At 70.0% G+C, this 13,365-nt stretch carries 13 protein-coding genes; 2 read left to right on the top strand and 11 right to left on the bottom strand.

The annotated features are described in order from the left end of the window. Nucleotides 1-4 precede the first annotated feature (4 nt). The 11 genes from EZ242_RS12150 to EZ242_RS12100 all read right to left on the bottom strand — a co-directional run bounded on the left by EZ242_RS12150 (nucleotide 5) and on the right by EZ242_RS12100 (nucleotide 11,989). A complete protein-coding gene (locus EZ242_RS12150) occupies nucleotides 5-886 on the bottom strand; it encodes a shikimate dehydrogenase (protein ID WP_135285422.1) in 882 nt (293 codons plus the stop codon). Then, entirely contained in the window at nucleotides 883-2,181 is a 1,299-nt protein-coding gene (locus EZ242_RS12145) for a TRAP transporter large permease (RefSeq protein ID WP_135285421.1), read from the bottom strand. Before EZ242_RS12145 ends, EZ242_RS12150 begins: the two co-directional genes overlap by 4 nt. Beyond that, on the bottom strand, nucleotides 2,178-2,675 hold the full coding sequence (locus tag EZ242_RS12140) for a TRAP transporter small permease (RefSeq protein WP_135285420.1): 498 nt from the start codon (nucleotides 2,673-2,675) through the stop codon (nucleotides 2,178-2,180). Before EZ242_RS12140 ends, EZ242_RS12145 begins: the two co-directional genes overlap by 4 nt. Before the next feature lie 13 nt (nucleotides 2,676-2,688). Continuing rightward, nucleotides 2,689-3,684, bottom strand: a complete 996-nt coding sequence (gene dctP / locus EZ242_RS12135; RefSeq protein ID WP_135285419.1) for a TRAP transporter substrate-binding protein DctP — start codon at nucleotides 3,682-3,684, stop codon at nucleotides 2,689-2,691. 129 nt (nucleotides 3,685-3,813) lie between these two features. Next, complete coding sequence (locus tag EZ242_RS12130) at nucleotides 3,814-5,253, bottom strand: aldehyde dehydrogenase family protein (protein WP_135285418.1); 1,440 nt, start codon at nucleotides 5,251-5,253, stop codon at nucleotides 3,814-3,816. A gap of 11 nt (nucleotides 5,254-5,264) precedes the next feature. Continuing rightward, nucleotides 5,265-6,590, bottom strand: a complete 1,326-nt coding sequence (gene gudD / locus EZ242_RS12125; RefSeq protein WP_135285417.1) for a glucarate dehydratase — start codon at nucleotides 6,588-6,590, stop codon at nucleotides 5,265-5,267. 23 nt (nucleotides 6,591-6,613) lie between these two features. Then, nucleotides 6,614-8,170 carry a galactarate dehydratase gene (garD, locus tag EZ242_RS12120; protein WP_135285416.1) on the bottom strand — a complete coding sequence of 519 codons (1,557 nt, stop codon included), beginning with the start codon at nucleotides 8,168-8,170 and terminating at the stop codon, nucleotides 6,614-6,616. Nucleotides 8,171-8,192: 22 nt separating this feature from the next. After that, nucleotides 8,193-9,152 (bottom strand): Bug family tripartite tricarboxylate transporter substrate binding protein, encoded by a 960-nt coding sequence (locus EZ242_RS12115; RefSeq protein WP_135285415.1) that lies wholly within the window; start codon nucleotides 9,150-9,152, stop codon nucleotides 8,193-8,195. 28 nt (nucleotides 9,153-9,180) lie between these two features. Beyond that, nucleotides 9,181-10,092: a 5-dehydro-4-deoxyglucarate dehydratase gene (kdgD, locus tag EZ242_RS12110; RefSeq protein ID WP_135285414.1), complete on the bottom strand. Its 912-nt coding sequence runs from the start codon at nucleotides 10,090-10,092 to the stop codon at nucleotides 9,181-9,183. A gap of 333 nt (nucleotides 10,093-10,425) precedes the next feature. Beyond that, nucleotides 10,426-11,166 carry a FadR/GntR family transcriptional regulator gene (locus EZ242_RS12105; protein WP_240787064.1) on the bottom strand — a complete coding sequence of 247 codons (741 nt, stop codon included), beginning with the start codon at nucleotides 11,164-11,166 and terminating at the stop codon, nucleotides 10,426-10,428. A 46-nt stretch (nucleotides 11,167-11,212) separates the two neighbouring features. Beyond that, the gene (locus EZ242_RS12100; RefSeq protein WP_135285413.1) at nucleotides 11,213-11,989 is read right to left on the bottom strand and encodes an oxygen-binding di-iron domain-containing protein; all 777 of its coding nucleotides are present in this window, start codon (nucleotides 11,987-11,989) and stop codon (nucleotides 11,213-11,215) included. Between the two features lie 103 nt (nucleotides 11,990-12,092). On the opposite strand from EZ242_RS12100, the gene EZ242_RS12095 reads away from it, so the two are divergent. Further along, nucleotides 12,093-12,674, top strand: a complete 582-nt coding sequence (locus EZ242_RS12095; RefSeq protein WP_167784736.1) for an RNA polymerase sigma factor — start codon at nucleotides 12,093-12,095, stop codon at nucleotides 12,672-12,674. Further along, nucleotides 12,671-13,240, top strand: a complete 570-nt coding sequence (locus EZ242_RS12090; protein WP_135285411.1) for an anti-sigma factor — start codon at nucleotides 12,671-12,673, stop codon at nucleotides 13,238-13,240. The genes EZ242_RS12095 and EZ242_RS12090 overlap by 4 nt, the downstream gene beginning before the upstream one ends. Nucleotides 13,241-13,365: the final 125 nt, after the last annotated feature.

Here is a 13,365-nt window from a genome sequence, read left to right as displayed (position 1 = left end):
CTCTCTACTCGCCGAGGCCGGCGCCGACCAGGCGCCGGAAGTGGCGCTCCATGCGCTCGGGATCCGGCACCCGGCCGGTGAAATGTTCGAAGGCGCCGACGGCCTGGCCCACGGCCATGGCGCCGCCGTCCACCGTGCGGCAGCCCAGGTCGCGGGCCGCGCGCAGCAGCGGCGTCTCCAGCGGAAAGTAGACGATCTCCGAGACCCACAGGGAAGACCGCAGCAGGCCGGCATCCAAGGGCATGCCGGGAAGCTTGGCCATGCCCGTCGGCGTCGCGTGGACCAGGCCCGTGGCACCGTCAAGCGCCGACGCGGCATCGGCGCTGGCCTGCACGCGCGCCGCCCCGGCCCGTGCGTAGCGGGCGTTCAGGGCGTCCGCCAGGGCCGCGGCACGCGCGCCCTCGCTGTCCACGATGCGCAGCTGCTCGGTGCCCCACCGCAGCAGCGCATGCGCGATGGCCGAACCCGCCCCACCGGCCCCGAGCAGCACCACGCAGCCCAGGTCCGCGTCCGGCAGCGCCCGCCGCAGGCCCCAGGCCCAGCCCGAACCGTCGGTGTTGTGGCCGACGAGCCGGCCACCGCGGTTGACCACCGTGTTCACGGCGCCCATGGCGGAAGCCTCTTCGCTCAGTTCGTCCAGCAGGGGAATGACGGTCTGCTTGCAGGGATAGGTGATGTTCAGCCCGGCGAAGCCCATGATCCGTGCCGCCGCGATCAGCACGGGCAGCGGCTCGGGCACGGAGGCGGCGCGGTCCAGGTCGATCAGCTGGTAGTGCAGGCGCAGGCCGTGGTGGCGCGCCTCCTCCTCCTGCATGGCTGGCGTGAGCGAGCGCTGGATGCCGGCGCCGATCAGGCCGACCAGCAGCTTGGGCTGCACGTCGCTCATCCCGTGTACCCGATGAGGCGCGGCAGGAACAGCACGAGGTCCGGCCACAGGGTCACCAGCGCCAGCGCCGCGAGCATGACGCCGAGGAAGGGAAAGACATCGCGCAGGAGTTCGGCCATCGAGATGTCGGCGATCCTGGTCATCATGAACAGCAGCAGCCCGTAGGGCGGCGTCACCAGGCCGATCATGATGTTCAGCACCGCCACCACGCCGAAGTGCACGGGGTCGATCCCCAGCGACACGGCCGTGGGCAGCAGCACCGGCAGGATGATGAGGATGATGGTGGAGCCTTCCAGGAAGGCTCCCAGCACCAGCAGGATCAGGTTCACCAGCAGCAGGAAGGCCAGCGGCGACAGCTGGGTGCCCTGCAGCATGGCGCTGAGGGTGGCCGGGATGTTCTCGGAGGTGATGACGTAGTTGAAGACCAGCGCCCCGGCGATCAGCATGCCGATGGAGATGCTGGTGCGCGCGCTGGAGATCAGCGCCTCGTACACCTCGCCCCAGCGCATGCCGTACAGCGCCGCGGAGATCAGCAGCGCGTAGGCGGCCGCGAGGCCCGCGGCCTCGGTCGGGGTGGTGATGCCGCTGTACAGGCACCCGAGCAGGACGACGGGAAGCATCAGCGCGGGAAAGGCCTCGCGCGTGATGCGCGGCATCTCGCGCAGGGGCACCGGCGCCTCGACCGGGAAGTTGCGCCGCCGCGCCAGCACGTAGATGAGGGCCATCTGCACGGCCCCGAGGAGCAGTCCGGGAATGACGCCCGCCACGAAGAGATAGCCGATGGAGGTGCCCGAGACCAGCGCGTACAGCACCAGTGGAATGGACGGCGGCAGCACCGGCCCGATCACCGACGAGACCGCCGACAGCGCCGCCGCGAAGCCGCGCGTGTACTTGCCATCGCGCGTCATCATGGCCTGCATCATCTTGCCCGAGCCCGCCGCGTCGGCCAGGGCCGATCCCGACATGCTCGCGAAGACGATGCTTTGCAGCACGTTGACCTGCGCCAGGCCGCCGGGAAAGCGCCCCACGATCGCATTGCAGAAGCGCGTGAGCCGGTCCAGGATGCTGCCCGAGCTCATGATCGAGGCGGCCAGGATGAACAGGGGAATGGCCAGCAGCAGGAAGCTGCTGTAGGTGCCGTTCAGGAGCTGCTCGGCCGCCGCGCCCATGTCCATGCCCTTGAGGTACAGGTACAGGACCGAGCCGCCGATCATGGCGTGGCCGATGGGCACGCCCAGCAGGCTGAGCGCGAGGATGGCCCCGAGGGCCAGTGAGAAGGGGCTGGTGAAGTTCACGGGGCAGGTGGGGCGATCGACGCCTCGGGCTTGGCGGGCGCGTCGCCGCGCAGGAGGTGCGCGAGCGTGCGCAGGTTGCGGGCGATGACGGCGACCACGAAGAGCAGGTAGATCGAATACAGGACGTCCATGCGGATGTTCATGTACGAGCTCTTCTCCACCTTCATGAAGGTGACGTAGGACCAGCTCGCCGGCAGCGACATCGCGAACAGCACGATCACGCTCAGGGCCGCGACGATGCCGATGGCGCGCCGCGGGCCGCGGCCCACCGCGCGCGTGAGCATGTCGAGGCGGATCTCCTCATCGTCGCGCAGCACGAAGGCGGCGCCCCAGAGCACCAGCCACAGCCAGGCGATGAGCGACAGCTCGGTGGTCCAGCCGACCGGCCAGTTGAAGACGTAGCGCATCACGATCTGCGCGATGAAGGCCACGAAGATCACGGCCAGCAGCAGGGCTGCCAGCCACTCGGCGATTCGGTGCAGCCGGGCGAGCATGCTCAGAAGCTTCTCAGGACTTCATCGCGTTGATCTTCTCCAGCATGCCGGCGGGCCAGGCCTTGGCGTCGTCGGAGGCGAGGTAGACCTTCTGCGCGTGGGCGCGGAAGGCGTCGATGTTGGGCGTGTACACCTCCAGGCCGCCGGCCTTGAACTGCTCGGCCAGCTCGGCCTCGCGCTTCTGGTGCTCCGCGGTGCTCCAGGCCACCGCCTTGTCCACGGCCTGCTGGAAGGCGCGCTGGCGGCCCGCGTCCATCTTCTGCCACACCTTCTGGTTCAGCGTCAGCACGTCGAAGCCCACCAGGTGCGAGGTCAGCACGATCTGCGACATCACCTCGTTGAACTTCATGTTCTGCACGTTCGGCAGCGGGTTGTCCTGCCCGTCGATCGCCCCGGTCTGCAGGCCCGTGTAGGTCTCCGCATAGGCCATGGGCGTGGGGTTGGCCCCCAGCGAACGCCCCAGCAGCTGCCAGGCATCGCCCGGGGGCATGCGCAGCTTGATGCCCGCCAGGTCCGCCGGCACGCTGATCTTCTTCTTGGGCTTCAGGCCCACGTGGCGCGTGCCGAAGAACACCGGCGCGAGGATCTTCACCTTCAGCTGGTCCTCGGCCATCTTCTTCATCTGCGCGCCCAGGTCGCTGGCGAAGAACTGGTTCAGGTGCCCCGCATCACGGAACAGGTAGGCCGAGGTCAACAGCGTCCAGGCCGGCACCTGCTTGGAGATGTCCTGCGGCGAGATGTTGCCCATCTCCAGGTTGTCCCGCTGCAGCGCCACCAGCTCGGTGCCCTGGCGGAACAGCGTCGAGTTCAGGTGCGGCTCGATCTTGAAGTCGCCCTCGATGTCCTTGGCCAGCCGCCGGATCATCTCGGCGCGGATGTCCTTGTCCGAGAACACCGCCGCAAAGCGCAGCGTCTGCGGCGCCCCCTGCGCCCACGCCCCGGCGCCCGAAGCCGCCGCCAGCGCCGCCATCGCGCGCAGCACCGCGCGCCGGTCGAGTTGATGTCTCATCGCATGTCTCCTGGTTGCCGGCGGGTGGTCACCCGGCCCGTGGACAGGAATGTACGAAACCGTTAGTTCTTAAAAAATCAGGGATTACCCTGCGCCGATGACCTGGGCTCGCCGAACGCGCCGGCGCCCTCAGGCCTGGGTGTAGGCCGTCTTCACCGTGGTGTAGAACTGCGCCGCGTGCCGCCCCTGCTCGCGCGGGCCGTAGCTGGACGCCTTGCGACCGCCGAAGGGCACGTGGTAGTCCACGCCGGCCGTGGGCAGGTTCACCATGACCATGCCGGCCTGCGCATGGCGCTTGAAATGCGTGGCGTGCTTGAGCGACGTGGTGGCGATGCCGGCGGCCAGGCCGAAGGGCGTGTCGTTGGCCAGGGCGAGTGCTTCCTCGTAGTCCTTCGCGCGCAGCACGCTCACCACCGGGCCGAAGATCTCCTCGCGGTTGATGCGCATGGACGCCGTGGTGTCGGCGAACAGCGCCGGGCGCAGGTAGTGGCCGGGGGCGCCGTCGGCGTTGCGCTCCAGGGCCTCGCCGCCGGCCACCAGGCGCGCGCCCTCGGACTGTCCGAGCGCGATGTATTCCAGGTCCTGGGCGAGCTGGCGCTCGTCCACCACGGGCCCGATGTCGGTGCCGGGCTTGCGCGCGTCATCGACCTTCAGCGTGGCCATGCGGCGGGCCATGGCCTCGACGAAGCGGTCGTGGATGCCCTCGGTGACGATCAGCCGCGACGAGGCCGTGCAGCGCTGCCCCGTGGAGAAGAAGCCGCTGTTGACGGCGGCCGACACGGCCACCTCCAGGTCGGCGTCGTCCAGCACCACCATGGGGTTCTTGCCGCCCATCTCCAGCTGGAACTTCGCCATGCGCGCCACGCAGGCCGCAGCGATGCGCTGGCCGGTGGGCACCGAGCCGGTGAAGCTGATGGCGTCCACGCGCGCATCGTCCAGGAGGACCTGGCCCACCTCGGACCCGCGCCCCATGACCAGGTTGAACACGCCGCCCGGCAGGCCCGCGCGCTGCAGGATGTCCGCCAGCGCCCAGGCGCTGCCCGGCACCAGCTCCGCGGGCTTGAGGACCACCGCATTGCCGAAGGCCAGGGCCGGCGCGATCTTCCACGCGGGGATGGCGATGGGGAAGTTCCAGGGCGTGATCAGGCCCACCACGCCCACCGGCTCGCGCGTGACCTCGACGCCCACGCCGGGGCGCACCGAGGGCACCAGCTCGCCGTCGCCACGCAGCGCCTCGCCGGCGAAGAACTTGAAGATGTTGCCGGCGCGGACCACCTCGCCCACGGCCTCGGGCAGGGTCTTGCCCTCCTCCCGCGCGAGCAGGTCGCCCAGCTCGGCGCGCCGCGCCAGGATCTCGGCGCCGGCGGCGTCCAGCACGTCGAAGCGCTGCTGCGGCGTGGACTGGCCCCAGGCCCGCTGCGCCTGCGCAGCCGCCGCGACGGCGTCGCGCGCCTGCGCGGCATCGGCCTGCGCGTACTCGCCGATGACATCGCGGGTGTCGGAGGGATTGATGTTGCGCGTGCTGCGAGGGCCATCGACCCACTCGCCGCCGATGAGGTTCTTGAACATGGACACCTCGCCTACCGGACCAGCGCCGGCTTCTTGGGGTCGAAGGTCCAGCCCGGGACCAGGAACTGCATGGCGATGGCATCGTCGCGGGCGCCCAGGCCGTGCTCCAGGTACAGGCGGTGGGCCTTCTCCAGTTCCGCCTCGTCGATCACGATGCCCAGGCCCGGCTTCTTCGGCACCTGCACGTAGCCGCCTTCGATCTTCAGCGGCTCGCGCGTGAGGCGCTGGCCGTCCTGCCAGATCCAGTGCGTGTCGATGGCCGTGACCTTGCCCGGTGCGGCCGCGCCCACGTGGGTGAACATGGCCAGCGAGATGTCGAAATGGTTGTTGGAGTGCGAGCCCCAGGTCAGGCCCCAGTCGCGGCAGGTCTGCGCCACGCGCACGGACCCCGCCATGGTCCAGAAGTGCGGGTCGGCCAGCGGGATGTCCACCGATTGCAGCGCGAGCGAGTGCGCCATCTGCCGCCAGTCGGTGGCCACCATGTTGGTGGCCGTGGGCAGGCCGGTGGCGCGGCGGAACTCCGCCATCACCTCGCGGCCGGAGAAGCCCTCCTCGGCACCGCAAGGGTCTTCGGCATAGGCGACGACGCCCTGCATCCGGCGGCCCAGGCGGATGGCGTCCTTGAGCAGCCAGCCGCCGTTGGGGTCCAGCGTCACGCGGGCTTCGGGGAAGCGCTCGTGCAGCGCCGTGACGGCATCGACTTCCTCGTCGCCGCGCAGCACGCCGCCCTTGAGCTTGAAGTCCTGGAAACCATAGCGCTGGTGCGCAGCCTCGGCCAGGCGCACCACGGCCTCGGGCGTGAGCGCTTCCTCGTGGCGCAGGCGGAGCCACTCGTCCTGCGCCTCGGGCTCCGAGGCATAGGGCAGGTTCGTCTTGCGGCGGTCGCCGACGAAGAACAGGTAGCCGAGCATCTGCACCGCATCGCGCTGCTGCCCCTCGCCCAGCAGCGCCGCCACCGGCACGCCCAGGTGCTGGCCCATGAGGTCCAGCAGGGCCGATTCCACGGCGGTGACCGCATGGATGGTGGTGCGCAGGTCGAAGGTCTGCAGCCCACGGCCGCCGGCGTCGCGGTCGGCGAAGGTCGTGCGCATGGCGTTCAGGATCGCCTGGAGATTGCCGATGGCCTGGCCCTCCACCAGCGGGCGCGCGTCCTCCAGGGTCTGGCGGATCTTCTCGCCGCCGGGCACCTCGCCCAGGCCGGTGTGGCCGGCATCGTCGGTGACGATGACGATGTTGCGCGTGAAGAAGGGCGCGTGCGCCCCCGAGAGATTGAGCAGCATGCCGTCGCGGCCCGCGACGGGGACGACGCGCATGCGCCGGACGATGGGAGAGGTCATGGACAGAGGTGAAGGCAGGGAGGTCAGGTGACCGGCGCCGGGTTGAACAGCACCAGGGCGTTGTGCAGCTTCCAGTGCTCGGCGTGCGTGCGCCGGCGTCCGCTGGCCACGTCGAGCATCAGGCGGAACAGCTCCCAGCCGAGGTCCTGGACGCTGGCCTCGCCGTCGGCGACGCGGCCGGCATTGAGGTCGATGAGGTCGTGCCAGCGCGCGGCCAGCTCGGTGCGCGTGCCCACCTTGATGACCGGCACTTCGGCCAGGCCATACGGCGTGCCGCGGCCGGTGGTGAACACATGCAGGTTCATGCCCGCCGCGAGCTGCAGCGTGCCGCAGATGAAGTCGCTCGCGGGCGTGGCGGCATAGAACAGGCCGCGCTGGCCGGCCGGCAGCTTCTCGCCGGGCGAGAGCACGCCCGAAATCGGCACGCTGCCCGACTTGATGATGGAGCCCATCGCCTTCTCGACGATGTTGGACAGACCCCCCAGCTTGTTGCCGGGCGTGGTGTTGGCGCTGCGGTCGGCGCTGCCGCGCTGCAGGTAGGCGTCGTACCAGGCCATCTCGCGCTTGATCGCCTCGGCCACCTCGGGCGTGGCCGCGCGGGCGGTGAGCTGGTCCACCGCGTCGCGCACTTCGGTGGTCTCGGAGAACATGACCGTGGCGCCGGCGCGCACCAGCAGGTCGGTGCAGAAGCCCACGGCGGGGTTCGCCGTGACGCCGGAGAAGGCGTCACTGCCGCCGCACTGCACGCCCACCACCAGCTCGCTGGCGGGGACCGTGACGCGCTGGCGGGCGTTCAGGCGCTCCAGGTGCGGGATGGCCTGGCGCACCACCGACTCCACCATGGATTGGAAGCCGACGTGGCGCTCGTCCTGCAGCCGCACGATGTCCAGGTCGGAGGGCGGCTCGTCGGCCACGATGGGAATGATGCCGGGCGGCATCAGCCGCTCGGGTTGCAGCTTCTCGCAGCCCAGGCTGACCAGCAGCACCTCGCCGCCGAAGTTGGGGTTGAGGCTGATGTTGCGCAGCGTGCGGATGGGAATCACCGCATCGGGCGCGTCGATGGCGACGCCGCAGCCGTAGGCGTGCTCCAGGGCCACGACACCGTCCACGTTGGGAAAGCGCGGCAGCAGCTCGGCGCGGATGCGGTCGGCCGCGATGCGCGAGACGCCGGCCACGCACTGCACGGTCTGCGTGATCGCCAGCAGGTTGCGCGTGCCGACCGAGCCGTCGGCATTGCGGTAGCCCTCGAAGGTGAAGTTCTCGAGCGGTTCCACGGCGGCCGGCGCGCGCGGTGCCGGCAGCTCGGAAAGATCGGCGGCAGCGGGCATGGCGAGCAATCGCTCGTGCACCCAGCTGCCCCGGGGAATGTCCTTGAGCGCGCGCCCGATCACCACGTCGTAGCGCCGCACCTCGGCGCCGGCCGGCAGGTCCACCAGGGCCACCTTGTGGCCCTGGGGCACCCGCTCGCGCAGCGTGAGGCCGTCCGCGAAGACGGTGCCCGCCTCCAGTCCGCCGTCATTGGCCACGATGGCCACGTTGTCGGCCTCGTGCATGCGGATGGTGCGGGGCGTGGCGTTCATGCGCGCGGTCTTCCAGGAAGGGTCAGTCGGCGCTGATCTTGCGCGTTTCGATCAGCTGCTTCCACTTGCCGAACTCGGCCTGCTGGAAGGCGCCGAACTGCTCGGGCGTGTTGAGCACCATCTCGAAGCCCTGGGCCTGCAGCTTCTCCTTCACCGCCGGCTCGTTCATGGCGGACACGATGGCGGCGTGCAGCTTGGACTTGACCTCCGCGGGCGTGCCCTTGGGCGCGGCGACGGCCTGCCAGGACTGCACTTCCGCACCCTTGATGCCCTGCTCCGCCAGGGTCGGCACTTCGGGCAGCAGCGGGTTGCGCTTTTCCGAGGAGATGCCCAGCGGGCGCACCTTGCCGGCCTTGATGTGCTGGATGATGCTGTTGATGTTCACGAAGGCCGCGTCCACCTGGTTGCCCAGCAGGTCGTTGATGGCGGGGCCGCCGCCCTTGTAAGGCACGTGCACGCCCTGCGTGCCGGTCTGCTGCCAGAACAGTTCGGCCGAGAGGTGGTCGGAGGAGCCGTTACCCGAGGACGCGAAGCTGACCTTGTTCGGCGTCTTCTTGAGGCCGGCCAGCAGCTCGTTCACGTTCTTGTAGGGCGAAGCAGTCGGCACGACCAGCACGTTGGGCGCCTGCACCAGCACGGTGATGGGGTCGAAGTCCTTCAGCGCGTCGTACTGCACGGCCTTGATCAGGTGCGGCGCGATGACGAAGGGGCCGAGCGAGGACACGAACAGCGTGTAGCCGTCCGGGTTGGCGCGCTTGACGTGCGCCGCGCCGATGGTGCCCGTGGCGCCCGGCTTGTTGTCGATGACCCAGGTGCCGCCCAGCTTCTCGGGCAGCTTCTGCGCCAGCACGCGTGCGATGGCGTCGGTCGAGCCGCCCGGCGGGAAGGGCACGACCAGCGTGACGGGCTTGTTGTCGGGGTAGGCGTGCGCGCTGACGGTGGCGGCCAGGGCCAGCGTGAGGCCCAGCAGGGTCTTCTTCATGGGAGCGTCTCCTTGTGGTGAAACCGGGTTATTGGGGACCGAGCTTGCGGATCAGCGCGGCCAGTTCTTCGACTTCCGAAGGCTTGAGGTCCGACAGCGGCGGACGCACCGGTCCGGCCGTCTTGCCGACGACGGTGGCTCCGGCCTTGACGATGGACACGGCATAGCCCTCGCCCTTGTTGCGGATGGCGAGGTAGGGCAGGAAGAAGTCGTCGATCAGGCGGTTCACCGTCGCCTGGTCGCCGCTGGCGTAGGCGTTGTAGAACTCGATGGCCGTGCGCGGGATGAAGTTGAACACCGCCGACGAGTAGGTGGGCACGCCCAGCGCCTTGTACGCGTTGGCATAGACCTCGTGCGTGGGCATGCCGCCGATGTAGACGAAGCGCTCGCCCAGCTGCCGGCGGATGGAGACGATCCGCTCCACATCGCCCAGGCCGTCCTTGAAGCCGATGAGGTTGGGGCAGCGCTCGGCCAGGACCTTGAGCGACTGCGCGGTGAGCTTCGTGGCGCCGCGGTTGTAGACGATCACGCCGATCTTTACGCTGCGGCACACCGCCTCCACGTGCTGCACCAGGCCTTCCTGCGTGGCCTCGGTCAGGTAGTGCGGCAGCAGCAGCACACCCTGGGCGCCGTTGCGCTCGGCTTCCTGCGCGTACTTGATGGCCAGCGTGGTGCCGCCGCCGGCGCCGCCGACGATGGGCACCTGGCCGTGGCACACCTCGGCCGCGGTCTTGATGACGGCGGCGTACTCCTGCGGCTCCAGCGAGAAGAACTCGCCGGTGCCGCCGGCGGCGAACAGCACCGTGGCGCCATAGGGCATGAGCCACTCCAGGCGGTTGGCGTACCCCTTGGGATCGAAGCGAAGCTCGCTGTCGAAGTCGGTGAGGGGGAAGGAGAGCAGGCCGTGCGAAAGGGCCTGTTTGAGGTCGGCGGGCGTCATGCGGCGGATTCTAGGTTGTTGTTAGACATCGTACAACCTCGAGTGCAAAAAACTTTCTGCTCCGCCGCCCAAGCCCTGTTCGGGCTCAGCGTTTATTCACTGCGCCGGGGCCGCGTTGAACGGCATTGCCAATCAAACACATCCGTTCGCCTGAGCCTGTCGAAGGGCTCGCGGGGTGAGTCTCGCGCGATGGGCTTCGCCAGGCTCAGCCCGAGCGGTTGGCCCGACGAGGTCCGTCGGTTCGACGCTTGTTGAGAGCCTGTCCTGAACCTGACGAAGGGCTCAGGGCGAACGGATGTGTTTGATCGGGTGCCCAGGACGAACACCGGGCGACTACCGCTTGGCCGCGAGCTGGCGCCGCCGCTCGCGGCTGTTGATCAGGTGGGTGCGCATGGCCGCGCGGGCGGCCTCCGCATCCTGGCGGGCGATGGCCTCGACGATGGTCTCGTGCTCCCCGTGCACCCGGCGCAGGTAGGCCGCGCGCTCGGGCGTGAGCGGGCTGGCGGGCTCCAGCCGCGCCCGCGGAATCATCATTCCGCCCAGCGTACCCATGAGGTCCACGAAATGCTGGTTCTGCGTGGCGCGTGCGATCTCCAGGTGCAGCTGGAAGTCCGGCCCGACCGCGTCGCGGCCCTGCTCCACCGCCTCGGTGAAGGCCTGCATGGCCTGGCGCAGCGCCTTGAGGTTGGCCTCCGTGCGGCGCTGGGCGGCGAGCACCGCGCTCTCGGTTTCCACCGCGATGCGCAGCTCCAGCACCGCGATCACGTCCTGCAGCGTTCCGAGCTGCTCGGGCGAGATGCGAAAGGCCGTCCCGTCGCCCAGGCCGATGACGAAGGTGCCCACGCCGTGGCGCGTCTCCACCAGGCCGGTGGTCTGCAGCCGCGAGATGGCTTCGCGCACCACCGTCCGGCTCACGCCGAACTCCTCCATGATCTCGGCCTCGGTCGGCAGCTTCTCGCCGGCCGCGAGCGCGCCCTCCCGGATGCGACCGCTCAAGGCATCGACCACCCCCAGGGCGAGGCTGCGGGGGCGGCGGCGGGTGAGTTCGGTCATGGGCGGGGAAACAGCAGTCATCGGACAAGTTATACCTTGTCCGCGCAGCCCCGCGACGCCAAGACCGCTACGCCGCCAGTTCGGGCACCCGCTGCATGGCAGCGGCCTGGACCGCGCCCGCACCGTCCAGCGCCGCAGCCAGCTCCCTCAGCAAGCGCCCGCCATCGCCCCGCCAGGCGCTGCCGTGCATGCAGGCCAGCGTCCGCGGCGCCAGGCGGGCCAGGCGCTCCAGCGTGGCCCGGGTCTGGGGGGCATGGGCGAAGGAGTCCATGGGCTGGCGGAAGGCTTCGCTCGGGCCCAGGATGTCGCCGTCGGTCAGGGGCTCGTCCCCGTGCCCCGGCTGGGTGAACAGGTCGCCGCAGAAGAAGGTGCCGGTGGTGTGGTCCATCAGCAGCCCGCAGTCCCAGCCGTGCGGCACCTGGGGCGTGTCCAGCCACTGCAGCGTGTGCCGGCCCACCGACAGGCGCTCGCCGTCGGCCATCGCGCGTGGTGCGCGGTCGGCCGTGTCGGCCACCGACACCATGGCCGCCACCTGGCTGCACAGGGGCACCGCCGCCGGCGCCAGGGCCAGCCACGAGTTCATGGAGCCGCACTCGTCGGCCTCGAAGTGCGACAGGCCGATGTACCGCAGGGACTGGACCGGCATCACCGCGGCGACGGCTTCGCGCACGCGCTCGAAGAGCTGGCGCGGGCCGGTGTGGAACAGCAGCGGCTGGTCGTCCACGAGCAGGTACTGGTTGAAGCTGAAGCCATTGCCGTCGGGGAAGTCGATGGGCGTGTTGATGCGGTAGATGCCCTCGGCGATCTCGTGCACGTTGGTGCCGCTGTGCAGGTTCGTGATCATGGCTGCTCCTCGTCGATGAAGGTGGGTGGGAACAGGTTGTGGTGCGAGGCGCGCCTGCGTTACAGGTTTTTTTTCGGTGGCGATCTGCGTATGCTCTTTCGCCGTGGACGCCTCCCTCACCTCCCCTGTCGACACCCCCGAAGCGCGACTGGCCTGCCTCATCGCGCAGTCGGCGCCCGGCGAAGCCGGCGAGGCCGAGGCGCAGCTCTACCGCCTGCTCGCACCCCGCGTGCGGCGCTACGGCCTTCGCCACCTGCGCGATGGGCATGCGGCCTCGGACCTCATGCAGCAGGTGATGACCTTCACCCTGGAGCAGCTGCGCGGCCGCAAGCTGCGCGAGCCCGAGCGCGTGCTGTCCTTCGTGCTGGGCACCTGCCGCATGACGGTGATGGACCAGCGGCGCACCCAGGCGCGCCGGGACGAGCTGCTCCAGCGCCATGCCGACTCGCTGGTGGACGCCGAGGCCCACCTCGCGCCGCGCCTGGACCACGAGCGCGTGGCCGACTGCCTGGAGCGACTGTCCGAGCGGGAGCGCTCGGTCGTCGTGCTCAGCTTCTACGACGAGCAGCCCTCGGACGCGGTCGGCGCGCAGCTGGGACTGTCGGCCGCGAACGTGCGCGTGGTGCGCCACCGCAGCATCGACAAGCTGCGCCGCTGCGTGCATGCGCACCGGGGGCTGCGATGAGCGCCGCCACGGAGCACCTGTCGCTTTCGCTGCTGCTCCAGGACTGGCTGGGCGAGACCGACTCCGCCACCCGCGAAGCGATCGACGCGCACCTCATGGCCTGCGACGACTGCGGCGCGCTGTTCGACGACATGCTGGTGCTGCAGCAGGGTGTGCGCACGGCGCTGCGCGATGGGCGCCTGCACATGGCGGCCAGCGCGCGCCTGGTGGACCGCCTCGTCGAGCAGGGCCTGCGCGTTCGCGAGTACCACGTGCCGGCTGGCGGCAGCGTCAACTGCACGCTGGCGCCGCAGGACGAGGTGCTGGTGAGCCGGCTGCAGGCGCCACTTGCGGGTGTCGAGGGCCTGGACCTGGTCGAGGAAAGTTCGCTCGCCCCCGGCGAGCGGCTGCTGGCACAGGACCTGCCCTTCGACCCGCGGGCCGGCGAGCTGGTGTACCTCGTCCAGGCCAGCCTTCTGCGCCCGCAGCCCGCGCACACGGTCCAGCTGACGCTGCTCGCCCGCGAGGAAGGCGGCAGCCGCGAGATCGGCCGCTACGTCTTCCACCACAGCCCCTGGCCTGGCTGAGTGCGCGGGCTTGCGAGCCCGCCAGGTGGCCTGCAATCGTCGCCGCTGTCCGACGCGATCCCCGCCCGGGGCTGACACGCCCGCGCCAGCGGCCGCGCCACAGTGAGAGCTTGAACGGGTGGGCG

This window comes from Ramlibacter rhizophilus (assembly GCF_004681965.1).
Classification (GTDB): domain Bacteria; phylum Pseudomonadota; class Gammaproteobacteria; order Burkholderiales; family Burkholderiaceae_C; genus Ramlibacter; species Ramlibacter rhizophilus.
The sequence above is the reverse complement of the archived record's forward strand: the minus strand, read 5'-3'. Positions and strand labels throughout refer to the sequence as shown.